Annotated in this window: 21 protein-coding genes and 1 riboswitch; of the genes, 8 read left to right on the top strand and 13 right to left on the bottom strand. The window is 69.5% G+C overall.

The annotated features are described in order from the left end of the window. Position 1 precedes the first annotated feature (1 nt). The 8 genes from ACFUCU_RS00165 to ACFUCU_RS00200 all read right to left on the bottom strand — a co-directional run bounded on the left by ACFUCU_RS00165 (position 2) and on the right by ACFUCU_RS00200 (position 8,549). The gene (locus ACFUCU_RS00165; protein ID WP_377969915.1) at positions 2 to 709 is read right to left on the bottom strand and encodes a metal-dependent transcriptional regulator; all 708 of its coding nucleotides are present in this window, start codon (positions 707 to 709) and stop codon (positions 2 to 4) included. A gap of 10 nt (positions 710 to 719) precedes the next feature. Continuing rightward, positions 720 to 2,015, bottom strand: coding sequence for an Nramp family divalent metal transporter (locus tag ACFUCU_RS00170; protein ID WP_377969917.1), 1,296 nt, complete (start codon positions 2,013 to 2,015; stop codon positions 720 to 722). Positions 2,016 to 2,093: 78 nt separating this feature from the next. Continuing rightward, on the bottom strand, positions 2,094 to 2,852 hold the full coding sequence (locus ACFUCU_RS00175; RefSeq protein ID WP_377969919.1) for a class I SAM-dependent methyltransferase: 759 nt from the start codon (positions 2,850 to 2,852) through the stop codon (positions 2,094 to 2,096). A 55-nt stretch (positions 2,853 to 2,907) separates the two neighbouring features. Further along, the gene (locus ACFUCU_RS00180; protein WP_377969921.1) at positions 2,908 to 4,323 is read right to left on the bottom strand and encodes an aminotransferase class V-fold PLP-dependent enzyme; all 1,416 of its coding nucleotides are present in this window, start codon (positions 4,321 to 4,323) and stop codon (positions 2,908 to 2,910) included. A gap of 35 nt (positions 4,324 to 4,358) precedes the next feature. Beyond that, positions 4,359 to 4,472, bottom strand: a riboswitch (SAM riboswitch). Between the two features lie 97 nt (positions 4,473 to 4,569). Beyond that, positions 4,570 to 5,382 carry a histidinol-phosphatase gene (gene hisN / locus ACFUCU_RS00185; RefSeq protein WP_364139048.1) on the bottom strand — a complete coding sequence of 271 codons (813 nt, stop codon included), beginning with the start codon at positions 5,380 to 5,382 and terminating at the stop codon, positions 4,570 to 4,572. Between the two features lie 90 nt (positions 5,383 to 5,472). Then, positions 5,473 to 6,588: a ribosome small subunit-dependent GTPase A gene (locus ACFUCU_RS00190; RefSeq protein ID WP_290257347.1), complete on the bottom strand. Its 1,116-nt coding sequence runs from the start codon at positions 6,586 to 6,588 to the stop codon at positions 5,473 to 5,475. Continuing rightward, positions 6,572 to 7,993: a 3-phosphoshikimate 1-carboxyvinyltransferase gene (gene aroA, locus ACFUCU_RS00195; RefSeq protein WP_377969923.1), complete on the bottom strand. Its 1,422-nt coding sequence runs from the start codon at positions 7,991 to 7,993 to the stop codon at positions 6,572 to 6,574. The genes ACFUCU_RS00190 and aroA overlap by 17 nt, the downstream gene beginning before the upstream one ends. 7 nt (positions 7,994 to 8,000) lie before the next feature. Further along, the gene (locus ACFUCU_RS00200; protein ID WP_290257349.1) at positions 8,001 to 8,549 is read right to left on the bottom strand and encodes a DoxX family protein; all 549 of its coding nucleotides are present in this window, start codon (positions 8,547 to 8,549) and stop codon (positions 8,001 to 8,003) included. Between the two features lie 262 nt (positions 8,550 to 8,811). On the opposite strand from ACFUCU_RS00200, the gene ACFUCU_RS00205 reads away from it, so the two are divergent. Together ACFUCU_RS00205 and rsrA are read left to right on the top strand one after the other, a co-directional pair. Next, positions 8,812 to 9,591 (top strand): sigma-70 family RNA polymerase sigma factor, encoded by a 780-nt coding sequence (locus tag ACFUCU_RS00205; RefSeq protein WP_377969925.1) that lies wholly within the window; start codon positions 8,812 to 8,814, stop codon positions 9,589 to 9,591. Continuing rightward, complete coding sequence (gene rsrA, locus ACFUCU_RS00210) at positions 9,588 to 9,854, top strand: mycothiol system anti-sigma-R factor (protein ID WP_377969926.1); 267 nt, start codon at positions 9,588 to 9,590, stop codon at positions 9,852 to 9,854. Before ACFUCU_RS00205 ends, rsrA begins: the two co-directional genes overlap by 4 nt. 101 nt (positions 9,855 to 9,955) lie before the next feature. On the opposite strand, the gene ACFUCU_RS00215 is transcribed toward rsrA, so the two are convergent. The 5 genes from ACFUCU_RS00215 to ACFUCU_RS00235 form a co-directional block, all read right to left on the bottom strand. Beyond that, positions 9,956 to 10,030, bottom strand: coding sequence for a 50S ribosomal protein bL37 (locus tag ACFUCU_RS00215; protein WP_369299106.1), 75 nt, complete (start codon positions 10,028 to 10,030; stop codon positions 9,956 to 9,958). 104 nt (positions 10,031 to 10,134) lie between these two features. Then, positions 10,135 to 10,737, bottom strand: a complete 603-nt coding sequence (locus tag ACFUCU_RS00220) for a PadR family transcriptional regulator (protein ID WP_377969928.1) — start codon at positions 10,735 to 10,737, stop codon at positions 10,135 to 10,137. Then, positions 10,737 to 11,564, bottom strand: coding sequence for a DUF4097 domain-containing protein (locus ACFUCU_RS00225; RefSeq protein ID WP_377969930.1), 828 nt, complete (start codon positions 11,562 to 11,564; stop codon positions 10,737 to 10,739). The genes ACFUCU_RS00220 and ACFUCU_RS00225 overlap by 1 nt, the downstream gene beginning before the upstream one ends. A gap of 88 nt (positions 11,565 to 11,652) precedes the next feature. Continuing rightward, positions 11,653 to 12,252, bottom strand: a complete 600-nt coding sequence (locus ACFUCU_RS00230; protein ID WP_290257353.1) for a GDSL-type esterase/lipase family protein — start codon at positions 12,250 to 12,252, stop codon at positions 11,653 to 11,655. A 119-nt stretch (positions 12,253 to 12,371) separates the two neighbouring features. Next, positions 12,372 to 16,184, bottom strand: coding sequence for a multifunctional oxoglutarate decarboxylase/oxoglutarate dehydrogenase thiamine pyrophosphate-binding subunit/dihydrolipoyllysine-residue succinyltransferase subunit (locus tag ACFUCU_RS00235; RefSeq protein WP_377969932.1), 3,813 nt, complete (start codon positions 16,182 to 16,184; stop codon positions 12,372 to 12,374). Positions 16,185 to 16,445: 261 nt separating this feature from the next. Between ACFUCU_RS00235 and ACFUCU_RS00240 the strand changes: the two genes are divergently transcribed. From ACFUCU_RS00240 to ACFUCU_RS00265, 6 genes are all read left to right on the top strand, one after another. After that, positions 16,446 to 17,906, top strand: a complete 1,461-nt coding sequence (locus ACFUCU_RS00240) for a GuaB1 family IMP dehydrogenase-related protein (RefSeq protein WP_290257355.1) — start codon at positions 16,446 to 16,448, stop codon at positions 17,904 to 17,906. A gap of 323 nt (positions 17,907 to 18,229) precedes the next feature. Beyond that, the gene (locus tag ACFUCU_RS00245) at positions 18,230 to 19,585 is read left to right on the top strand and encodes a hemolysin family protein (RefSeq protein WP_377969935.1); all 1,356 of its coding nucleotides are present in this window, start codon (positions 18,230 to 18,232) and stop codon (positions 19,583 to 19,585) included. Then, positions 19,582 to 20,643 (top strand): hemolysin family protein, encoded by a 1,062-nt coding sequence (locus ACFUCU_RS00250; protein ID WP_364139036.1) that lies wholly within the window; start codon positions 19,582 to 19,584, stop codon positions 20,641 to 20,643. Before ACFUCU_RS00245 ends, ACFUCU_RS00250 begins: the two co-directional genes overlap by 4 nt. 97 nt (positions 20,644 to 20,740) lie before the next feature. Beyond that, positions 20,741 to 21,658, top strand: coding sequence for a metal ABC transporter solute-binding protein, Zn/Mn family (locus ACFUCU_RS00255; protein ID WP_377969937.1), 918 nt, complete (start codon positions 20,741 to 20,743; stop codon positions 21,656 to 21,658). A gap of 63 nt (positions 21,659 to 21,721) precedes the next feature. Then, positions 21,722 to 22,537, top strand: a complete 816-nt coding sequence (locus ACFUCU_RS00260; protein WP_377969938.1) for a metal ABC transporter ATP-binding protein — start codon at positions 21,722 to 21,724, stop codon at positions 22,535 to 22,537. Next, positions 22,538 to 23,416 (top strand): metal ABC transporter permease, encoded by an 879-nt coding sequence (locus tag ACFUCU_RS00265; protein ID WP_377969939.1) that lies wholly within the window; start codon positions 22,538 to 22,540, stop codon positions 23,414 to 23,416. It begins immediately after the preceding gene. Positions 23,417 to 23,441: the final 25 nt, after the last annotated feature.

Raw genomic sequence — 23,441 nt, forward strand, 5'->3', positions numbered from 1 at the left:
CTCAGCTGCCGGGTTCTTCGTCGTCGGCTGACTCCGGGTGCACCCAGAGGGCGTCGGCGACCCGGTCGGCAAGGTCGAGCTCCCGTGATCCGTCAGGTCCGGCGATCCGCACCACCAGGGGGCCGCCGAACGGCTTCCTGCCCAGCACCGCGACGGCGGCGTCCAACTCGATGCGTTCGGTCGCCAGGTAGCGCAGCAGGTCCGGGTCCTCGTCGCTGATCCGCGTGATGCGGCCGCCCAGGCCGGCTGGCAATTCGCTCATCTGCACCGCCGGGGGCATCAGGACGGAGCCGTCCGCCGCGGGGATGGGATCGCCGTGCGGGTCGCGGACCGGGTGGCCCAGCTTCGCAGCCATCCGGTCGATGAAGGTGTCCGAGACCGCGTGCTCCAGGGTCTCCGCCTCGTCGTGGACCTCGTCCCAGCGGTAGCCGAGCTCCTGGACCAGGAACGTCTCGATCAGCCGGTGCCGCCGGACCATGGACAGGGCCAGCCGCTCACCGTCCGCAGTGAGGGTGACGGCTCCGTAGGGCTTGTGGTCCACCAGGCCCTGCTCCTTGAGCTTGCGGACCCTCTCCGAGACCGAGGAGTTCGCGACGCCGAGGCGCTGGGCAAGTTGCGTGGAGGTGATCGGCTTGTCCTGCCACTCCGTGAAGGTGTAGATGACCTTGACGTAGTCCTCGATCGAGGAAGAAGGCAGGCTGGTTTTCACAGCCCCTAGCCTACCGTCCGGCCGCACCGGTGAATGTGAACCACAGCAGCGCCAGGTTCAGGGCCATCACCAGCAGTACGCTGACCACCGACGCGATGCGCAGCGGCAACCGGTCGACGAAGCCGCCCATCAGCGGGGTACTGCTGGTCAGCACGACCAGCGGGACCAGCACGAAGGGGATGCCGAAGCTCAGCACCACCTGGCTGAGCACCAGCGCCCAGGTCGGGTCGAAGCCCACGGCCAGCAGCACGACGGCGGGCACCAGGGTCAGGAGCCGGCGCAGCATCAGCGGGATCCTGATCTTCAGCAACCCCTCCATGATGGTTCCCCCGGCGTAGCAGCCCACTGACGTGGAGGCCAGCCCGGAGGCGAGTAGCCCGACGGCGAAGACCACGCCCACCACGGGTCCCAGGCTGGCGCTGATGGCGGCGTGGGCGCCTTCGATGCTGTCCGTGCCCTCCACCCCGCCCAGGGTCGACGCTGCCAGCAGCAGCATGCCGATGTTGACGATGCCGGCTACGGCCAGCGCCGCGATGACGTCCCAGCGGGTGGCGCGGACCAGCCGCTCCACCGCGTGCTGCGGAACGTGCCGGTGCCGGTCGGGGCGGTGCCGGTCGCGCGATAGCGCCGAATGGACGTAGATGGCGTGCGGCATGACGGTGGCGCCCAGCATGCTCGCGGCCAGCAGCACGGTGTCCGGTCCGCGGAACCCGGGGATCAGCCCGGAGAGGACCCCTGACGGGTCCGGCGGGCTGATGAACAGCCCGGCCAGGAAGCCCACCGTGATGATGGCGAGCAGGCCCATGATGACCAATTCGAAGGGCCGCTGCCGGTTTCGGCTTTGCATGGCCAGCAGCGCCATGGAGATGCCGCCGACGACGACGGCGCCCAGTGGGAGGGGGAGTCCGAAGAGCAGGTAGAGGGCCACGGCGCCGCCGACCACTTCGGCCAGGTCCGTGGCAGCCGCGACGATTTCGGCCTGGACCCAGAAGGCGCGCCGCCAGCCGGGACGCAGGCGTTCCCCGAGCAGTTCCGGCAGGCTGCGGCCGGTGACGATGCCCAGCTTGGCGGACTGGTACTGAACCAGGACGGCGACGACGTTGGCCACCACCAGCACCCAGACCAGCAGGTAGCCGAACTGGGCGCCCGCGGTAAGGTTGGCCGCCACATTCCCGGGATCCACATAGGCGATCGCGGCGACGAAGGCCGGCCCCAGCAGCCCCAGCAGGGCCCGGCGGGGCCCCTTCCTGCCACGGACCGGGCTCCGGCCGCCGGCGGCGGGATCCTGTTCGGCGAGGTGCAACATTGCAGGCTCCTGCGGCTGGTGGGTCAAATGAGTTCCGTATGCCTGAACAAAAAAGTTAGGCATACCGAAATCATAGGCTCAGACCTTCATCGCGCGCCAGCTTTGGGTGAGGTAGGGCAGGGCCAGCGTCTCGCCGGGACCATGACTGAGGTGCTCGTACAGGTACCACTGGAGGTTGGCCAGCACCTTGGCCCGGGTGGCCTCCCCGGCCCGCAGGAAGTAGCTGCGGGACTTGGCCAGCTCCAGGATCTCCTCCGGCGTCACCGGGTCCTCCCACCGGGTCAGGTGGCTCTCCAGCCCGGTGAATTCGGGCCCGACCGGTGGGCGGAACGAGGGTTTGTGGACGTCCCCGGCGTGCATGATTCGGGAGAGCCGGTGCACCCACGGCACGGAGGTGTCCAGCTGGTTCCAGATCAGCCCGAGCACCCCGTGCGGCCGCAGGATGCGGGCGGCCTCGGTGCTGGCCTGTAGTGGCTCGCACCAGTGCCAGGCCTGTGCCACCGTGACCAGGTCGAACGCCGACGCCGGGAGCCCGGTGTGTTCGGCGGTCCCCACCGTGGCCGGGACGCCCGGGAGCGCGGTGCGAAGCTGGTCCAGCATGTCCGCCGACGGGTCGACGGCGGCCGTGGCCAGGCCGCGTTCCACGAGGAGGGCGGTGAACTTTCCGGTGCCCGCCCCGACGTCGGCCGCGTCCCGGGCTCCGGCGGGGATCAGCCAGTCGGCGGAGTCGGCGGGATAGCCGGGCCGCACCCGGTCATAGTGTTCCCCGCCGTCCTGGAAGCTCGCTCCGAGCTCCTTCCGCCGGGTCTGATGCAGTTTGGGGCCGCCGCCTGCCACGTGAACTCTCCTTCGGCAGCTCGGGAAGATACCCGTCGAATCTACCGCACACCGGCTATTCGGGGCCGTCGAGGGTGCAGGGGGCCGCCCCGGCGGTGCCGGGGGTGTTGGGCGCCCAGTGCGGGTAGCTGCGGGTGTCGTTCGCCGGTACCCAGCGCCCGGCATCCACCAGGTAGTCCCAGCCCAGGCCGTCCCGCCGCAGCGTCCGCAGCGCGGCCAGCAGCCGCTCGGCGTCCTCGAGCCGGGAGCCCAGGCCGAAGCTGGCCCGCAGCGACCCGGCGGGCAGGCCCAGCCGCTTGAGCAGCGGATGCGCGCAGAACCTGCCGTCCCGCACACCGATCCCGTGCTCTGCGGACAGGTACGCGGCGACGAGACCGGCGTCGTACCCCGCGACCGAGAAGTTCACGACGCCGATGGTGCCGTGGCCCTCCCCGTGGTCGGTCTCCTCGAAGATGTGGTGCACGCTCACGCCGTCGATCTCCCGCAGGCCGTCGGCCAGGAAGGACCGGATGGCATCCTCGTGGCCGTGCCAGGATGCTTCGTCCAGGGCCGCGACCGCCTGGGTGGCGCGGGCCAGGGCGGCCGCGCCGAGGACGTTGGGGGAGCCGCCCTCGTGCCGGGCAGGTCCGGTGGTCCAGCTGACGGCGTCCAGCCGGGCGTCGCGGACGGCGCCGCCGCCGGCCAGGTGCGGCGTCCCGGCGTCGAGCCAGTCCGGCCGCCCGACCAGGACACCCGCGCCGAAGGGTGCGTAGAGCTTGTGCCCCGAGAAGGCGACGTAGTCGATGCCGTCGGCCGCGACGTCGATGCGGCGGTGCGGGGCCAGCTGCGCGGCGTCGACGACGATCCGGGCCCCGTGCTCGTGCGCCAGCGCCGCGAGCTCGCGGACGGGCAGGATCTCGCCGGTGACATTCGACGCGCCCGTGACCGCGAGGAGGCTGATGCCGCCGGTTGCCAGCTCGGCCCGGAGCCGCGCCAGCGTCCCGGCGAGGGTAGGCGCGGCGACGACGCTGCGGTGCGGAACCCCCTGCCACGGCAGCAGGTTCGCGTGGTGTTCGATGTCCAGGTACAGGACCTCGCCCAGGTGCCGGCCGCCGGCGGTGGGCAGGCACCCGGCCAGGAGGTTCAGCGAATCGGTGGTGTTCCGGGTGAAGATGACCGCGTCGTCGGCCCGGCCGCCGACGAAGTCCCGCACAATGGTCCGCGCGTTCTCGTAGACCGAGGTGCTCAGCTGGGAGGCGTAGCCGGCGCCGCGGTGGACGCTGGCGTAGTAGGGCAGGATCTCGTTGAGGTACGCGGAGACCACAGACAGGGCAGGGGCCGAGGCGCCGTAGTCCAGATTGGCGTAGCGGACCTGGCCGCCCTGGATCAGCGGCGCCTGGATCTCGGCGCCGGTCACGGCGGCCAGCGGGGCGCGCGCGGCGGATACAGCCGTGGAGATGGATGCTGGGGACGAAAAAATGGCAGTCGACATGGGACCTCGCTCGAGAAAGGACCCCGCGTGCAGGGGATCCGCGCTTGCCGGGTCCGCTCCGGACCGGCCAGGTCGTCACCCGGGGCACCCCGCCGCGAAAGGAGGGTTGCCGGCCAGCAAACCGGGGTTTAGCGCTGGCACTCGTGACCTGGTTCGAGCCTAGGACACATTGCCGCGCCCCGGAAAGGGGCGCGGCAATGTGAAGCGCTGTGTTACGCGGAACCGGCCCTTAGGGAAGGCGCGGTTTTAGAGCAGGTCGTCGAGGTTCGGATTGAGCCGCTTAAGAACCTCGGAGTGCAGGATCGAGTTCGTGGCCAGGGCGTTGCCGCCGAACGGGCCGTCCTCACCCTCGAGGGAGGTGAACCGGCCGCCGGCCTCGGTGACGATCGGGACCAGGGCGGCCATGTCGTAAAGGTTCAGTTCCGGCTCGCAGGCGATGTCGACGGCGCCCTCGGCCACCAGGCAGTAGGACCAGAAGTCGCCGTAGGCGCGGGTGCGCCAGACTTCCTCGGTCAGGCCCAGGAATTCGTCGAGGTTGCCGCGCTGCTTCCAGCCGCCCAGGCTGGAGTAGGAGAGGGAGGCGTCGGAGAGGTCTGAGACGTTGGAGACCCGCAGCCGGGTTGCGGCGGCCAGCGAACGGCCCGTGTAGGCGCCGGCGCCCTTGGCGGCCCACCAGCGCTTGCCGAGGGCAGGGGCACTAACGACGCCGACCACCGGCTCGCCCTCGTCTACCAGGGCGATGAGGGTGGCCCAGACGGGGACGCCGCGCACGAAGTTCTTGGTGCCGTCGATCGGGTCGATGATCCAGCGGCGGGAGCCGTGGCCCGAGCTGCCGAATTCCTCGCCCAGGACGGCGTCGCGGGGGCGGGAGCGGGAGAGCTGGCCGCGGATGGCCTCCTCGGCGGCCTTGTCGGCGTCGGTGACCGGCGTCAGGTCCGGCTTCGTCTCGATTTTGAGGTCAAGGGCCTTGAAGCGGCTCATGGTCTGGGAATCGACCGAGTCCGCCAGGACGTGGGCAAGGCGCAGGTCATCGTTGTAGCTCGACGCGGGTTGGCTCATGCTTCCAAACTACCGTCTAAACGCGCCCCGGCCGGGGAGGCCACGTCCCGGACGGCCGGATCGCCCGCGGGACGAATGGGTGACGTACGGTCAGGAGACCGTGCCCAGTTCCTTGGTCTCCTGGGCTTCCTGCCGCGGGTCGGTGCCCAGCAGCCGGCGCAGCGAGGCCAGCCGGGCCGGGCCGGAGGGTCCCGCGTGGCCGGCCTGCACCCACGCGTCCACACCGCAGTTGACGGCGGTGGCGTCGTGCTTGCAGCCGCGCTCGCAGTCCTCGGTGCCGGGGGCCAGGTCGGGGAAGGACCGCAGGATGCGGTCCGGGTCCACGTGGGCCAGCCCGAAGGACCTGATGCCAGGGGTGTCGATGATCCAGCTGCCGGCCGGGGCGTCCGTCACCTTCAGTGCCAAGGCGGAGGAAGAGGTGTGGCGGCCGCGGCCCGTGACGGCGTTGACGCCACCGGTGGCCCGTTCTGCCCCCGTGAGGGCGTTGACCATGGTGGACTTGCCGACGCCGGAGTGGCCGAGCATGACGGTGACCCTGCCGTCCAGGTAGCCGTGCAGTTCGGCGACGGCCGGGCCGTCCAACCGGGCGGAGAGGCCGTCGTCGGAGCGGGCGTCGATGCCGGAGGCGGAGGCGTCGGCCGTCTTGGAGATGATGACGGGCAGGTCGAGGTGGCGGTAGTTCGCCAGCAGCTCGGCCGGGTCCTTGATGTCGGCCTTGGTGATCAGCAGCAGTGGCTCGATCCCGGCGTCGTAGGCGGCCACCAGCGCGCGGTCGATGAAGCCGGTGCGGGGCTCCGGGTTGGCGGCGGCCACGACGACCACCAGCTGGTCCGCGTTGGCCACCACGGCCCGCTCGATCGGATCGGTGTCGTCGGCGCTGCGGCGCAGCAGGGTGCGCCGGTCCTGGATCTTCACCAGCCGGGCGAGGGTGTCCGGTTCGCCGCTGACGTTGCCGACGAGGGAGACGAAGTCGCCGGCCACCACCGGATTGCGGCGCAGTTCGCGGGCACGCGCGGCGATCACGGTGCGCTCTTCATCGGTGCCCTCGGCGACGACGGCGGTGTAGCGGCCGCGGTCCACCGTGATGATCCGGCCGGTCACGGCGTCATCGTGGCTGGGCCGGTCCTTGGTGCGCGGACGGGACCCCTTCTTGTTGGGGCGGATCCGGACGTCGGATTCGTCCCAGGAGTCAGTGCTGCGGGCCACCGGCGGCGTCCTTGTCTGCACTGGTTTCGTCTGTACCGGTGCCGTCGGCCGGGGTGAGCATGGTGGCCCAGAGCCGCGGGAAGTCCGGCATGGTCTTGGCCGTCGTGGCGATGTCCTCGACCTCGACGCCGGGGACGGCGAGGCCCAGGATGGCGCCGGCGGTGGCCATCCGGTGGTCGGCGTAGCTGCGGACCACCCCGCCATGGAGCGGCGCGGGCCGGATGACGAGGCCGTCGGCGGTTTCTTCAGCGTCGCCGCCCAGCCGGTTGATCTCGGTGACGAGGGCGGCGAGCCGGTCCGTTTCGTGGCCGCGCAGGTGCGCGATGCCGGTCAGGGTGGAGGGGCCTTCGGCCAAAGCGCAGAGTGCCGCGACCGTGGGGGCGAGTTCGCTGGTGTCGGCGAAGGTGCCGCCGCTGATGGACCGGCCGCCGGTGACGGTCAGGGTGCCGCCCTCGAGGCTGACGGTTGCACCCATCGCGGCGAGGATGTCGCGCCAGAGGTCGCCGACCTGCGTGGTGCCTTCCGGCCAGTCGGGGATGCGGACGGTTCCGCGGGTGGCGAGGGCCGCGGCGAGGAACGGTCCGGCGTTGGAGAGGTCCTGCTCGATCCTGCGGTCGAAGGCGCGGATGGGGCCGGGGGAGACGATCCAGTGGTTGGGGCGGGAGTCGTCGACGGTGACGCCGAGCTCCCGGAGCGTGGCGACGGTCATCGCGATGTGGTCGAGGCTTGGGACGGGCTGGCCGGGGTAGGCCGCGCTGCGGTGCTCCAGGTGCAGTCCCTCGGTGAAGCGGGCGCCGGCCAGCAGCAGGGCGGAGACGAACTGGGACGAGGCGCTGGCATCGATGACCAGGTGGCCGCCCCGGACCTCACCGGTGCCCTCGACGGCGAAGGGGAGGGCCGTCGCGGGGCCGCCGTCGGGCGCGGCGACGTCGACGCCGAGGCCGGTGAGGGCCTCGATGATGGTGCCCATCGGCCGCAGCCGGGCGTGGGGATCGCCGTCGAACACCGTCCGGCCCTGCCGGAGGGCGGCTAGCGGCGGGACGAAACGCATCACGGTTCCTGCCAGGCCGCAGTCGATGTCGGCCGACCCCGTGGACGCCCCGGCGGCAGCCGGCCGCACCTCGAGGTCGGGGCCGAACGCGCCGTCGCCGGGGACCTCCGTGATGGTCGCCCCGAGACGGCGCAGTGCCGCGATCATCAAGGCCGAGTCCCGCGAATGCAGCGGGGCGCGGAGCCGGGACGGGCCGTCGGCCAGGGCGGCGAGCACCAGGTAGCGGTTAGTGAGGGACTTGGAGCCAGGGACCGTCACGGTGGCGTCGACGGGGTGGCCGGCAAAGGGCGCAGGCCAGTGCGGGCCGCCCCCGGCGGGCACGGATTCAGCTGCGGCGGGGGCAGTACCAGTCATTGACGCTCTAGGCTCCGACGGCGTTGTCCACGGCCTTGCGAACCGCCTTGTCGGCCTTTTTCAGCTTCTTGCCGGTGCTCTTGCGGGCATCGGCGGCAAGGTGGGCGGTGGAGCGGCGGGCGTCGGCCGCGAGGTGCTCGGCGCGCCAGGCCAGGCTCGGCTTGCCGTTGGTGTCGACGGAGGCCAGGAGCACGCCGCCGGTCAGGGTGATGTTCTTGAGCAGTTGCTTGCGCCGGTTCTCGCGTCCTTCCTTGGACGAGATGTCTGCGGAGCGCCACTCGACGTAGGCGTTGAGGGCGGAGATGACGCCCAGGACCGTTGCGGAGAGGCGGGCGAACTTTCCGAGGGCGAAGCAGGCGCCGGCGCCCACCTGTGCGCCCCCGATCACGCGGGCAAGGGTCTTCTCGGAGGTCTGGAAGGGGAGCGCGTCGGCCGCGCGGCTCAACAGCGGGGAAAGCTGAGTGGCCGTGTCATCCGCGTTCCGCAGTTTGTCCATGCCTGCGAGCACGAAACTGGAGGCGAGCATGGGACGGGCGAAGAACCGGACAGGCGACATGAATTTCCTCCTGGAGGGATGAACCGCGGGTGTTCTGCGGGGAACCGGTTCTAGTCTTGCACTTTTGCGGAATATTTGCCCGCTGACGGGGGTTGTGCAGATAGTGCCGCAATCAGCGAGGAGAGGTGGAAGTTTGACTCTGGTTCAGACCACGGAACGGACCGACACGGACGTCGCCAACCCCTGGGCCCGTGCCTTCGCGGGTCCGCCGGGAACCATCCCAACCGGTGGCAGGCCCGCGGTGACAGTAGACTTGAAGGCAATGAGCACCATGGATCCGGCCGTCGCGGCCAAGCACCAGGCAGCCGGGAACGATGCAGCCGCCACCCCGTCGGACCGGGACACCACCGCCGAGGACGTTGCGGCCGAGCGCGCCGCCAGCGAAACCGTCGCGGTGGACGGCAGCGGCACGCCGCTGGACACCGACGTCGAAAGCACGGAGGAGCGGCGCATCCGCTTCGAACGTGACGCCATGCAGTACGTCGACCAGCTGTATTCGGCGGCGATGCGGATGGCCCGGAACCCCGCGGATGCTGAGGATCTGGTGCAGGAGGCCTACACCAAAGCCTTCTCCGCCTTCCACCAGTACAAGCCGGGAACCAACCTCAAAGCCTGGCTGTACCGCATCCTGACGAACACGTACATCAACCTGTACCGCAAGCGTCAGCGCGAGCCGCTGCAGTCGAATTCGGACACCATCGAGGACTGGCAGCTGGCCCGCGCCGAATCGCATACCTCCACGGGGCTGCGGTCGGCGGAGGCGGAGGCGCTGGACCACCTGCCCGACTCCGACGTGAAGCGGGCACTGCAGTCCATTCCGGAGGAGTTCCGGCTGGCGGTGTACTTCGCCGACGTCGAAGGCTTCGCGTACAAGGAAATTTCAGACATCATGAACACCCCGATCGGGACCGTCATGTCCCGGCTGCACCGCGGCCGGCGCATGTTGCGGGACATGCTGGCCGACTACGCGGCCGAGCGGGGATTCAGGGCCGCTGGCGAGACCGCCGTGGCCGAAGGCAACAATCAGGAGAACAGGAAATGAGCGACTGCCAGGGACTGGGCGACTGCGAAGACACCCGGATGCAGCGCATCTATGAGTATCTCGACGGCGCCCTGACGCACGACGACATTGCAGAGATCAAGGACCACCTCGACGGGTGCCCGGAATGCCACGAGCAGTATGACCTGGAGTGTGTCATCCGGGTCATGGTGAAGCGCTCCTGCTCCGAGGCGGCCCCGGAGAACCTCAAGAACTCCATCCTCGACCGCATCCACTCGTACAAGCCGGCCGACGCCGACGTCTGAGCCGGCCGCCGGCAACAACAGCCGGTCGAGACAGCAGAAGACCCCGGAACCAGATGGTTTCCGGGGTCTTCGGCTTTAAAGCTGTCTATCCAAGCCGTGGCTTAGGTGTTGGGGCGCTTACCGTGGTTCGCGCCGCCACGCTTACGGTCACGACGTTTACGTGCACGCTTGCTCATAGCTGGCCTCCTTAATTTTTGGTACTCAAAAGAGCTGCCCTCAAGTCTCCCACATTGGCGGGGCCGCCGCGAACCGGACGGGCGTTTCCGCCAGGGTCGGACGGTCACCCGTCCAGGGAGTTCAGGATGGAGATCCGGGCCTGGTCCAGGACCGTCCTGACGGTCTCCAGGGTCACCGGGCTGACCGGTTCCTGCCCGGCGTGCCGCCGCAGTTCCACCCGGATGTCGTCGCGGAAGGACTGCACCAGCATTTCGGCCTCGCGCAGCCGGAGGTCGCCCTCCCGCGAGTAGCGCGCCGCCGCGCCGGCCCGGGCCGCGCCGCGGGCGGCTTCGGCGGTCGCGGCCAGATCGGCCCGCAGGCCCTGCATGTTGCTCCGGATGTCGTCGCGCAGCTTATCGGCCAGGCGCCGGACGGAGGCGGAGATGTCGCTTTCCACCGCGGCGAGTTCGTCCCGCCGTCGGTCCAGCTCCACCCGGCCCGCATCGGTGATGCTGTAGTTCGTGCGCCGGCCCTCGGAGCTGGTGGCCACCAGCCCCTCTTCCTCGAGTTTGCCCAGCCGGGGATAGATCGTCCCGGCGCTGGGGGAGTAGGTGCCGCCAAAGCGGTCACTGAGGGCCTTGATCAGCTCGTAGCCGTGCTTGGGGCCCGATTCGAGCAGGGCCAGCAGGTAGAGCCGGAGCGCGCCGTGGGCGAAGACGGGCGGCATCAGAGGCCCGCTTCGCTGCCCGGTTCCGGCTGGCGGTGGAAGAGCGCGGTCTTGCCGGAGACCGAGTTCGTCCGCACCAGCATCAGTTTCGCGTCCGGGCCGGCGATGGTCTGCACGCTGCCGCCGGGCTGGGTGTACTGCTGGTTGTCGATGACGACGGCGCCGTTGGCGGACTTGGCGATGATGTCCACGCCGACGTCGTGGGGGAGCCGGACCGTGACGTCGCCGGAGACGGAGTTGGCGCCGAAGTCCTGGGTGAAGCCGAAGAGGTCGAAGCTGAGGTCGCCGCTGACGGTGTTGGCGCGGATGTTGCTGAAGTCGCCGGAGGCGGTGACCTCGCCGGAGACGCTCTTGGCCGTGAGGACCCCGCGGTGGTTGCGGGCGATGACCTCGCCGCTGACCGTGTTGACCCCGAGCTCGCCCTCCGTACCATCGGCCAGGACGGAGCCGGAGACGGTGTTGAGCCGGGTGTGGCCGGTCAACCCGGAGACCATGCCGTCGCCGCTGACCGTCCCCGCCTCGACGTCCGCGCCGGCGGGCAGGGCGATGCTGATGACCACCGAGTTGGTGGAGTTGTTGTTGACCGTGCCCATGAGGTTCTTGAACCAGCCCTGCGGTCCGTGCAGCTGGTGCCGGATCTCCAGCCGGCCGTCGGTCAGGCTGATGGCCAGCGGGTCGCCGTCGATCGCGGAGACTTCGATCCGGGCCACGTCCTCGTCATGGCTGACGATGTCGAAGCGGCCCCGGACGATGCCGAGCTTGAGCGAACGGACGCCGTCGACGTCGATGGTCCGGGGACCGGTGACGGTCCATGAGTTCTCTTCCATGGTTCCTCTTCGGCTGCAGGATGCGATATATCGCGTTGATGGCTCCACGCTACCGCCACGGAAGGGAAGGGTCAAGATATATCGCGTCCTATTCAGGGGTGGCGATGCCCAGCCACTGGAACCAGCCGCGGTGCAGCACCAGCCAGGCCATCAGGCCGTAACCGGCCTGCCCCGGGGTCCCGCCGTTCGCGGCCAGGTCCTGGCGCCACTGGTCGTGGTTGAGCAGCGGGGAGAAGGTGTCCACGTAGAGGTGCTTGCGGCGGGTGGTGACGTCGGCGAACGCGGTGTTCAGGTCCCCAAGCCGGCGGTTCTGGGCCGGGTCGAGGGTGGGCGGCGGCCCCACCACGAAGACTTCGATCTTGTTCTGCGAGGCCGAATCCAGGATGTTGGCGAGGTTGAGCCGGCTGCGGGCGGTGGAGAGGCCAAATTCGATGTCCCGTCCGGAGAGGCCGATGACGAGCCGGTTCTCGCTCTGCGGGGAGAAGCGGCGGCCGGCTTCCTCAAGCCAGCGCTCGGCCAGGCCTTCGGTGCCCTCCTGGGGGCAGGGCAGCGGGTAGCTTTCGAGGCTGAGGCCGTCCTGCGGCGTGCGCGCCAGGACCCGGCCCAGCCAGCCCAGGGCGCGGGGATCGCCCATGCCGGCCAGCAGTTCATCTCCCACGGCTGCGATCCGCAGCTTACGATCTTCCACGTCTACCTCTTCACTCCCTGCGCCCCGACCCGGGACGCTGCCCACGGACCCGGCTGCTGGTTTAAACGACGCTGCCCGGCCGGTTCGTGGTGGTCCACTTCCGGCCGGGCAGCCCGGTGCTACTTACGTGCGAATGCCTGCTTGAGCAAGGTGTCCTGCTCGGCGGCGTGGCGCTTCATCGACCCGGCCGCCGTGGAGGCGGAGGCGGGGCGGGAGACGAGGCGCACGCGGCGGTCGAGGGCGTCCGGCAGGTTCAGGCCGATGAACGGCCACGGACCCTGGTTCGCGGGCTCGTCCTGGGCCCAGACAACCTCGGCGTTCGGGTACTTGGCCAGTTCGGCCGCGATCTCCTCGGCGGGCAGCGGGTAGAGCTGCTCGACGCGGACGATCGCCGTCGTGGTGTCCCCGGTCTTCTGCCGCGTGGACAGCAGGTCGTAGTAGAGCCGGCCGGAGACCAGCAGCACGCGCTCGACGGCGTCCGCCTGCAGCTGCTCGTGCTCCGGGATGACCGGGCGGAAGGCACCCGAGGTGAAGTCCTCCACCGAGGAGGCCGCCGCCTTGAGGCGCAGCAGCTGCTTCGGGGTGAAGATGATCAGCGGCTTCCGCGGACGGCTGTAGGCCTGGCGGCGCAGCAGGTGGAAGTGCGAGGCCGGGGTCGTGGGGTTGGCCACGATCATGTTTTCCTCGGCGCAGAGCTGCAGGAAGCGCTCGATCCGGGCCGAGGAGTGGTCCGGGCCCTGGCCCTCGTAGCCGTGCGGGAGCATCAGCACCAGCGAGGACCGCTGGCCCCACTTCTGCTCGGCGGAGGAGATGAACTCGTCGATGATGGTCTGCGCACCGTTGACGAAGTCGCCGAACTGGGCCTCCCAGAGCACGAGTGCGTCGGGGCGCTCCACCGAGTAGCCGTATTCGAAGCCCATGGCCGCGTATTCCGAGAGCAGGGAGTCGTAGATCCAGAGCTTGGCCTGGTCCTCGGTGAGGTTGGCCAGCGGGGTCCACTCGTCGCCGTTGGCACGGTCGTGGAAGACGGCGTGGCGCTGCACGAAGGTGCCGCGGCGGGAGTCCTGGCCGGCGAGCCGGACCGGGACGCCCTCCATGGTCAGCGAGCCGAAGGCAGCCAGTTCGCCGAAGCCCCAGTCGATGCCGCCCTCACGGGACATCACTTCACGCTTCTCCAGCAGCTGCTTGAGCTTGGCGTGGACGGTGAAGCCCTCGGGGTATTCGATGTGGGCCTTGCCGATCCGGGCCAGGGTCTCCGCGGAGATCGCGGTGGACTCGGGGGCGCCGGAGCCGGTGTCGGACTGCTGGGCCGAGGGCAGCTCCAGGTCGGAGACGGCGCCGGTGTCCGCGGTGATGACCGGGATTGGCGAGGTCTGCGCGGCGTGGGTCTCGGCGAAGACCCGCTCCAGGCGTTCCTGGTAGTCGCGCAGCAGCTGCTCCGCCTCTTCCTCGGTGATGTCGCCGCGGCCGATCAGGGACTCGGTGTAGAGCTTGCGGACCGAGCGCTTGGCCTCGATCAGGTTGTACATCAGCGGCTGGGTCATCGAGGGGTCGTCGCCCTCGTTGTGGCCGCGCCGGCGGTAGCAGACCATGTCGATGACGACGTCCTTGTGGAACCGCTGGCGGAACTCGTAGGCCAGCTGGCCGATGCGGACCACGGCCTCCGGGTCGTCGCCGTTCACGTGGAACACGGGCGCCTGGATCATCTTGGCGACGTCGGTGGAGTAGGTGGAGGACCGCGAGGAGGACGGTGCGGTGGTGAAGCCGACCTGGTTGTTGACCACCACGTGGATGGTGCCGCCGGTGCGGTAGCCGCGCAGCTGGGAGAGGTTCAGGGTTTCCGCGACGACGCCCTGGCCGGCGAAGGCCGCGTCGCCGTGGACCATGATCGGCAGCACGGGGAAGGTCTCGCCCTGGTCCAGGCGGTCCTGCTTGGCGCGGACGATGCCCTCGAGCACGGAGTCCACGGCCTCAAGGTGCGAGGGGTTGGCGGCAAGGTAGACCTTGGTCTGCTTGCCGTTGTCCGAGGTGAAGGTGCCCTCGGTGCCGAGGTGGTACTTCACGTCGCCGGAGCCCTGCACGGAGCGGGGGTCCTGGGTGCCCTCGAACTCGCGGAAGACCTGGGCGTAGGTCTTGCCGGCGATGTTGGTCAGCACGTTCAGGCGGCCGCGGTGGGCCATGCCGATCGCGACCTCGTCGAGGCCGTCGTCGGCGGCGTCGGAGATGATGGCGTCCAGCAGCGGGATCAGCGACTCGCCGCCCTCCAGGGAGAAGCGCTTCTGGCCGACGAACTTGGTCTGCAGGAAGGTCTCGAACGCCTCGGCGGCGTTGAGCCGGGAGACGATGCGGAGCTGCTCGTCGCGGCTCGGCTTGGAGTACGGGTGCTCCAGCTGGTCCTGGAACCACTTGCGCTCGGCCGGGTCCTGGATGTGCATGTACTCGATGCCGGTGGTGCGGCAGTAGGCGTCGCGGAGCACGCCCAGGATGTCGCGGAACTTCAGCATCGGCTTGCCGCCGAAGCCGCCGGTGGGCCACTCGCGGTCCAGGTCCCAGAGGGTCAGGCCGTAGGTCAGGACGTCGAGGTCCGGGTGCTTGCGCTGGACGTACTCGAGCGGGTCGGTGTCCGCCATCAGGTGGCCGCGGACGCGGTAGGAGTGGATCAGCTGCTGGATCCGGGCAACCTTGTTGATCTCGTCGGCCGGGTCCACCTGCAGGTCCGGGCTCCAGCGCACGGGCTCGTAGGGGATGCGGAGGGATTCGAAGATCTCGTCGTAGAACCCCTGCGCGCCGAGGAGCAGCTGGTGGACCAGCTTCAGGAACTCTCCGCTGCCGGCACCCTGGATGACGCGGTGGTCATAGGTGGAGGTCAGGGTCAGGACCTTGCTGATGGCGTTCTGGGCGATGATCTTCTCGCTGGCGCCCTGGAATTCGGCCGGGTAATCCAGCGCGCCGACGCCGATGATCGCGGCCTGGCCCTTGGAGAGGCGGGGGACCGAATGCACGGTGCCGATGCCGCCCGGGTTGGTGAGCGAAACGGTGGTGCCTGCGTGGTCGTCGGCGGTCAGCTTGCCGTTGCGGGCGCGCTTGATCAGGTCCTCGTAGGTGTGCCAGAACTCGGAGAAGTTGAGGGTCTCCGCCTTCTTGATGTTCGGGACCATGAGGAGGCGGGTGCCGTCCGGCTTGGGCATGTCGATCGCGATGCCGAAGTTCACGTGCGCCGGCTGCACCGCGGAGGGCTTGCCGTCGACGACGTCGTAGTAGACGTTCATGGAGGGGAACTGGGCGAGGGCCCGGATGACGGCGTAGCCGATCAGGTGGGTGAAGGAAACCTTGCCGCCGCGGGCGCGGGCCAGGTTGGAGTTGATCACGACGCGGTTGTCGATCAGCAGCTTTGCCGGGATGGCGCGGACGCTGGTGGCGGTGGGAATCTCGAGGCTGGTGACCATGTTGGCGGCGATGGCCTTCGCCGGGCCGCGGAGGACGGAGACGACGTCCTCTTCGGGGGCGGTCGGTGCCTTGACGTTCTTGGGGAGCTGGGCCGGGATGGGCTGGGTGCCGGCGCCGGGCTCTGCGGTCTTCGCGCCGTCGCGGGCCACGGTGGCAGGAGCCTTCGAAGCGGCGGGGGCCGGGGCGGCAGCGGCGGGCGCAGCAGCCGGGGCGGCAGGAGCCGCGGGAGCCGGGGCGGCAGGGGCTGCCTGGGCCGGGGCGGCGGGCGCCACGACAGGGAGTTCGCGGGTGGTGGGGTGGGCTGCGGCCGGAGCCGTCGCGCCGTTGGTCGAGGAACCGTCGCTGGCTTCGAAGGACTCGAACAGGGGCCACCACTTGGCGTCTACCGTGTTCTTGTCCTGCTGGTACCGCTCGTACAGTTCGTCAACGAGCCACTCGTTTCCGCCAAATTCCTCGGGTAGACGGTGGCTTGGCTGCTCTGGCACTTGAAATACGCCTCTTCCATGAGTTTGATTCCCGCTGGTTTCCACGGTGCCGCAGCACGTCAATCGAACCAGTTCTCCGCGTCCAGTGAACCCAGACCTTTGCCAGTCTAGTGACGACCCGCGCGAATCCGCCAATAAGCGTGACTCAAATCATTGCCTGGCCGTAGCGGGCCGGGAATAGCGGGTTCGGGGCAGCCGCCGGAGTGTCGCAGGGCTCGCCTAGAATCGTTCGGAGAACCCCTTTCCCGGCAAGGAGCAACCGTGCGTTTCCTCAGTGAGCCCAGCACCGACCTGACCTACTCGGACCTCTTCCTGGTCCCGTCCCGGTCGGAGGTCACGTCCCGGCTGGACGTCGATCTCGCCGCGGACGACGGCACCGGCTCCACGATTCCGCTGGTGGTGGCCAACATGACGGCCGTGACCGGCAAGCGGATGGCCGAGACCATGGCCCGCCGCGGCGGCCTGGCCGTCCTGCCGCAGGACGTCCCGCTGGAGGTGCTGCGGGACGTCGCCTCCTGGGTCAAGTCCCGGCACGCGGTCTTCGAGACCCCGGTGCGGCTGAGCACCACCGACACCGTGATCGACGCCCTGCACCTGATCGGGAAGCGTCCGCACGGCGCCGCCGTCGTGGTGGACGACGCCGGTGCTGTCGCCGGCGTTGTCCGCGCCGCGGACTTCGAGGGCCAGGACCGCTTCGCGTCGCTGGGCTCCGTGATGCGCCACCAGCCGCTGGTGTTCGACGCCGCCGACCTCGACGCCGCCGGGGAGGATTCGGGCCAGGCGCTGCGCCGGGCCTTCGAGGCGATGGATGCCGCGGGCACGGACTTCGCCCCGGTCCAGCGCGACGGCGTGCTGGCCGGCGTCCTGACCCGCAAGGGTGCGCTGCGTTCCACGCTGTACCGTCCCTCGCTGGACGCCGGGGGATCCCTCAAGGTGGCTGCCGCCGTCGGCATCAACGGGGACGTGGCCGGCCGTGCCGCCGAACTGCTCGCCGCCGGCGTCGACGTCCTGGTCCTGGACACCGCCCACGGCCACCAGCAGAAGATGTTCGACGCCCTGGCCGCCGTCAAGGGCCTCAACCCCGGCGTCCCCGTCGTGGCCGGCAACGTGGTCACCGCCGAGGCGACCCGCGAACTGATCGCCGCCGGCGCGGACATCGTGAAGGTGGGCGTCGGCCCCGGGGCCATGTGCACCACCCGCATGATGACCGCCGTCGGGCGCCCGCAGTTCTCCGCCGTCCTCGAATGCTCCGCTGCGGCCCGGGCCGCGGGCGGCCGTGTCTGGGCCGACGGCGGCATCCGCTACCCGCGCGACGTGGCCCTGGCCCTGGCCGCCGGGGCCAGCCAGGTGATGATCGGTTCCTGGTTCGCCGGCACCCACGAGAGCCCGGGCGACCTGCAGCTGGACGCCAACGGCCGCCAGTACAAGGAAAGCTTCGGCATGGCCTCGGCGCGGGCGGTGCAGAACCGCAACCAGCGCGAGGGCGCCTTCGACAAGGACCGCAAGGCGCTCTTCGAGGAGGGCATCTCCACCTCGCGGATGTACCTGGACGCGGCGCGCCCGGGCGTGGAAGACCTGCTGGACATGATCACCGCCGGCCTGCGCAGCTCCATGACCTACGCCGGCGCCACGGACCTGGCCGCCTTCCGCGAGCGGGCGGTGGTGGGCCTGCAGTCCGCCGCCGGATACGAGGAAGGCCGCCCGGTCCCGCAGAGCTGGTAAAGGCACCCGGGCGGTGGGAAACACCCCGGTGGCGGGGAACGGTGCTCCTGTAGACTGAAAGTCTTATGGACAGTAAATCTAGGTGCCGGCCTGGGGGCTGTCAGCGCGGAACGCACGCCCTTCCCGCCCAGTCCACCCACAGAGCCGGCAAACCCCGTTCACGCGCCCATCACACTCCCGCCGCCCGGCACAGCCCGTGCGCCCGGCACGCATCCTTCGCCGGCCGGAGTGTCTTCCAGGAAACAGGGTCGGCGTCCGCTGACCATCCTCCGCCGGGACGTTTCCCCCGGCCCAGCCTCCAGCCCCGCGAAGCGGGCCGCTAAATGGAATGGCTACTGCTTGGAGCAGGTTTCCTGCTCATCCTCGGCACCGGATTCTTCGTGGCTGTCGAGTTCTCCCTGGTCGCGCTCGACCAGGCAACGGTGCAACGCGCCGTGGACAACGGCGACACGGCGGCCGCGCCGCTACTCAAATGCCTGAAGTCCCTCTCCACCCAGCTCTCCAGCTGCCAGCTGGGCATCACCCTGACCACGCTGCTGACCGGCTACGTCATGGAGCCCTCGGTGGGCCGCCTGCTGGAGGGCCCGCTCGCTGCCCTCGGTTTGGCGGAGGCTGCCGCGACGTCGGTGTCCCTGATCGTGGCGATGATCCTGGCGACCCTGCTCTCGATGCTGATCGGCGAGCTGGTGCCCAAGAACGCGGCCATCGCGTTGTCCTTCCAGGTCGGCAAGGCTCTCGCCCGGCCGCAGCTGGTGTTCACCGCCATATTCAAGCCGGCCATCGTGCTGCTCAACGGCTTCTCCAACAAGGTCCTGCACCTCTTCGGCCTGGAGGCCAAGGAGGAGATCTCCGGGGCCCGGACGCCCGCCGAGCTCGCCTCGCTGGTCCGCCGCTCCGCCGCCATGGGCACCCTGGACGAGGGGACCGCGAACTTCGTGTCGCGGACGCTGAACTTCTCCGGACGCACCGCGGCCGACGTGATGACCCCGCGCATCCGGGTCGAAACCATCGACAGCCACCAGCCGGTCTCCGACATTGTCGAGGCCGCCAAGCGAACCGGTTACTCCCGGTTCCCGGTGATCGGTGAATCCTCCGACGACATCCGCGGCGTGGTGCACATCAAGAAGGCAATCGCCGTCCCTGCGGACCGCCGCGCCAACATCGAGGCCGGAGCCATCATGACCGAGGTCCTCCGGGTGCCGGAGACCATCCACCTGGACGGGCTGCTGGCCGAACTGCGCGAGGGCAACCTCCAACTGGCCGTCGTGCTGGACGAATACGGCGGAACCGCCGGCATCGCCACCCTCGAGGACCTCGTGGAGGAAATCGTGGGCGAGGTGGCGGACGAGCACGACAAGGTCCGCCCCGGCCTGCTGCAAAGCGCCTCGGGTGACTGGTATTTCCCCGGGCTCCTGCGCCCGGACGAACTCTCCGAACAGATTCCCGGACTCACCGTCCCGGACGAGTCAACGTACGAGACCGTGGGCGGCTACGTCATGAGCCAGCTGGGCCGGATCGCGGCGGTGGGTGACACGGTCGACGTCGTCGGCGGCACCCTCAGCGTCACGCGCATGGACGGACGCCGGATCGACCGGATCTGCTTCAAGCCTGCACCGCCTGATCACGGCGGCGGCCCGGACAACGGGCGCATCGATGCCGGGAAGGCAGGTGCGGCATGAGCGACTGGGTAGGAATCCTGTGGCTGGCCGTGCTGCTGCTCGGCAACGCCTTCTTCGTCGCGGCGGAATTCGCCATCATGTCGGCCCGGCGCAGCCAGATCGAACCGCTCGCCGAGGCCGGGTCCAAGCGGGCCCAGACCACGCTGCGGGCCATGGAGAACGTCTCCCTCATGCTGGCCTGCGCGCAACTCGGCATCACCGTCTGCTCCCTGCTGATCCTGCAGGTGGCCGAGCCGGCCATCCACCACCTCCTGGCGGTTCCGCTGGAGGGCGTGGGTATCCCGGTGGAGATGGCCGACGTCGTCGCGTTCGCGATCGCACTGCTGGCGGTGACGTTCCTGCACGTGACCTTCGGCGAGATGGTTCCCAAGAACATCTCCGTCTCCGTGGCGGACAAGGCTGCCCTGCTGCTGGCTCCGCCGCTGATGCTGATCGCCCGCGGCGTGAAGCCGGCGATCGTGGCGTTGAACTGGTCCGCCAACCACATCCTGAAGCTCATGCGGATTGAGCCGAAGGATGAGGTGAGCTCATCCTTCACCCTGGAGGAGGTCCAGTCGATCGTCCAGGAATCCACCCGGCACGGGCTGGTGGTGGACGACGCCGGGCTGATCACCGGTGCGCTGGAGTTCTCTGAGCACACCGCGGCCGAGGTGATGGTGCCGCTGGAGCGGCTGGTGATGCTCAAGGACGCCACCACCCCGGAGGAGTTCGAGAAGGCCGTAAGCCGGACCGGGTTCTCCCGCTTCCCGATGCTGGATGACGAGGGGATGCTCTCCGGCTACCTGCACATCAAGGACGTGCTTTCCATCCCGGAGTCCCGCTACCACCACCCGATCGCCGAGAGCCGGATCCGGTCCCTCGCGAACCTGGCCGTGGGGGACGAGATCGAGAAGGCCATGTCCGTCATGCAGCGCACGGGCTCGCACCTGGCCCGCGTCATCGGCGCGGACGGCCACACCCAAGGTGTGCTGTTCCTCGAGGACGTCATCGAACTGCTGGTCGGCGAGATCCGGGACGCCACCCAGGCCACCGGCTACCGGAGGCTCGGGCAGGAGTAGCGGCGCGGCGGGTCTGACCCTAAATAGGAATGATTCCTATTTAGGGTTAGACTCGTTTTATTGCTAACGCTTCTCAATAAACGATTCGAGGCTTCCCGTGCGCCGTTCCGCCACCGTCCTTCTCCTCGCAGGCATCAGCAGCCTGCTGCTGACCGCCTGCGGCACCGGTTCCGGTGCAGACCGTTCGGGTGCCGGCGACGGCGTGGTCGAGGTCGTCGCCTCCACCAGCGTGTACGGGGATGTGGTCAAGTCTGTGGGCGGAGACAAGGTCCGCGTCACCTCGATCATCAACCGGACCAGCCAGGACCCGCACTCCTATGAGGCGACGACCCAGGACAAGCTGACCGTCTCGAAGGCCGAGCTGGTGGTCGAAAACGGCGGCGGCTACGACGACTTCCTGCACAAGCTGGCCGGGGACGCCGGCCTGGGGGAGAAGAACCTGCTGAACGCCTCCGACGCCTCGGGCCTCAAGACCGGGGATGCCTCGTCCTTCAACGAGCACGTCTGGTACAGCATGTCAGGCATGAGCACCTTCGCCGACGCCCTTGCCGACAAGCTGGCGGCCCTGGAACCCTCCTCCGCGGATGCCTTCAAGGCCAACGCGGCGGCCCTGAAGAAGGACCTCGCCGGCCTGGACACGCGGCTGGCCGCGCTCAAGGCCACCGACGGGAACGCCGGCGTCGCCGTCACCGAGCCTGTGCCGCTCTACCTGCTTGAGGCCGCCGGCCTGCAGAACCGGACGCCGGAGGAGTACACCGCGGCGATCGAGGACGGCGCCGACGTGCCCCCGGCCGTGCTGCGCTCCGCCGTTGACCTCGTGAAATCGGGTTCCATCCGCCTGCTGGCGTACAACCCGCAAACCGAGGGGCCGCAAACCATCGCGCTCAAGGAGGCCGCCACCGCGGCCGGTGTGCCGGTGGTGGACTTCGGCGAGACGCTGCCCGAGGGCAAAACGTACCTCCAGTGGATGTCCGGCAACATCGACGCGCTTGCCAAGGCCCTCGGCCGGGGCTAGCGGACCTAGAATCATCCCATCAGACGCGGCCGTTCGGCCCGACAGAAATTGAGGATCCCCGAGTTGACACCCGTCGTAAGCCTGCGTAGCGCCTCCCTGCGGTTCGGGAACCGCGTCCTCTGGGAGAACCTGGACCTGGACATCATGCCGGGGGAGTTCTTCGCCGTCCTGGGGCCCAACGGCAGCGGCAAGACGAGTTTCCTCAAGGTGCTGCTGGGCCTGCAGGAACTGAGCGCCGGTACCGGTACCCTCGACGGGCAGCCGATCGCGCGGGGGAACCGGCGGATCGGCTACGTCCCGCAGCAGGAATCCTTCGACCCGGACACCCCGCTGCGGGCCCGCGACCTGGTGGGCCTCGGCGTTGACGGCCACCGCTGGGGCATCCGCGTCGGCGGCGGAAAGGTCAACCGTCGGATCGATGACCTGCTGGCCGAGGTGGGCGCGCAGGACTATGCCAAGGTGCCCGTCGGCCAGCTTTCCGGCGGCGAGCAGCAGCGGCTGCGGGTGGCCCAGGCCCTCGCCACGGATCCGGGCGTGCTGCTGTGCGACGAGCCGCTGCTCTCCCTGGACCTGAACCACCAGCAGGCGGTCAGCTCCCTGATCAACCGGCAATGCCACGAGCAGAACAGCGCCGTGGTGTTCGTGACCCACGAAATCAACCCGATCATGGACTACGTGGACCGGGTGCTCTACCTGGCCGGCGGCCGCTTCCGGGTGGGAACGCCCGAGGAAGTGATGACCACCGAGGTGCTCTCCGACCTCTACGGCAGCCACGTCGAGGTGATCCGCGCCAACGGCCGGCTGATTGTGGTGGGCCTGCCGGACGCCACCACCCACCACCACGAGGACGCGCACGCCGTAGCCGGAGAGGTGGGTTAAGTGGACTTCGACGCCGTACTGCACGCCATCTTCAACTTCGAGAACTACGGCGAGCTGCTGGCCCTGGTGCAGAACTCGCTCTGGGCCGGGGCGGTCCTCGGCCTGCTGGGCGGCCTGGTGGGAACGTTCGTGATGAAGCGCGACCTCGCCTTCGCCGTGCACGGAATCTCCGAACTCTCCTTCGCCGGCGCCGCCTTCGCGCTGCTGATTGGCGCGGATGTGGTGGCCGGCTCGCTCGCCGGGTCCGTGGTGGCGGCCCTGATCCTCGGCGTGATGGGGGTCCGGGCGCGCGACAAGAACTCGACCATCGGCGTGCTCATGCCCTTCGGCCTGGGCCTGGGCATCCTGTTCCTCTCCCTGTACGAGGGCCGCGCCGCGAACAAGTTCGGCCTCCTCACCGGGCAGATCGTTTCGGTGGGAACGGTCCAGCTGCAGGTCCTCGCCGGTGCCGCCGTCGTGGTGATGCTGGCGCTCATCGCCATCTGGCGGCCGCTCACCTTCGCCAGCGTCGATCCCAAGGTGGCAGCCGCCCGCGGTGTCCCGGTGCGCGGGCTGGCCCTGGGGTTCATGGTGCTCCTGGGCGTCAGCGTGGCCCTGTCCATCCAGATCGTGGGGGCGCTGCTGGTGCTGGCACTGCTGATCACGCCGGCGGCCGCGGCCTTGCGGGTCACATCCTCGCCTCGCCTGGTGGTGCTGCTGAGCGTGCTCTTCGCCGTGTCCGCCACGGTCGGCGGGATCCTGCTCGCACTGGGCGGCCGGCTTCCCATCAGCCCGTACGTGACCACGCTGTCCTTCCTGATCTACGTGGTCTGCCGCGTCATCGGCGGCGTCCGCACCCGGCGCGGCCTCAACGGCCGAACCAGTCCCGTGGCCGCGTAGGCGGAATCGGCGTTTTCCGGGCATC

The organism is Arthrobacter sp. NPDC057259 (genome assembly GCF_042668995.1).
Classification (GTDB): Bacteria; Actinomycetota; Actinomycetes; order Actinomycetales; family Micrococcaceae; genus Arthrobacter.

Coding starts and splice junctions, on each gene's coding strand:
- hisN (WP_364139048.1), bottom strand. CDS start 5,382: ATGAGCCAACCCGCGTCGAGCTACAACGATGACCTGCGCCTTGCCCAC.
- ACFUCU_RS00205 (WP_377969925.1), top strand. CDS start 8,812: ATGAGCACCATGGATCCGGCCGTCGCGGCCAAGCACCAGGCAGCCGGG.
- ACFUCU_RS00225 (WP_377969930.1), bottom strand. CDS start 11,564: ATGGAAGAGAACTCATGGACCGTCACCGGTCCCCGGACCATCGACGTC.
- rsrA (WP_377969926.1), top strand. CDS start 9,588: ATGAGCGACTGCCAGGGACTGGGCGACTGCGAAGACACCCGGATGCAG.
- aroA (WP_377969923.1), bottom strand. CDS start 7,993: ATGACTGGTACTGCCCCCGCCGCAGCTGAATCCGTGCCCGCCGGGGGC.
- ACFUCU_RS00220 (WP_377969928.1), bottom strand. CDS start 10,737: ATGCCGCCCGTCTTCGCCCACGGCGCGCTCCGGCTCTACCTGCTGGCC.
- ACFUCU_RS00180 (WP_377969921.1), bottom strand. CDS start 4,323: ATGTCGACTGCCATTTTTTCGTCCCCAGCATCCATCTCCACGGCTGTA.
- ACFUCU_RS00245 (WP_377969935.1), top strand. CDS start 18,230: ATGGAATGGCTACTGCTTGGAGCAGGTTTCCTGCTCATCCTCGGCACC.
- ACFUCU_RS00250 (WP_364139036.1), top strand. CDS start 19,582: ATGAGCGACTGGGTAGGAATCCTGTGGCTGGCCGTGCTGCTGCTCGGC.
- ACFUCU_RS00200 (WP_290257349.1), bottom strand. CDS start 8,549: ATGTCGCCTGTCCGGTTCTTCGCCCGTCCCATGCTCGCCTCCAGTTTC.
- ACFUCU_RS00170 (WP_377969917.1), bottom strand. CDS start 2,015: ATGTTGCACCTCGCCGAACAGGATCCCGCCGCCGGCGGCCGGAGCCCG.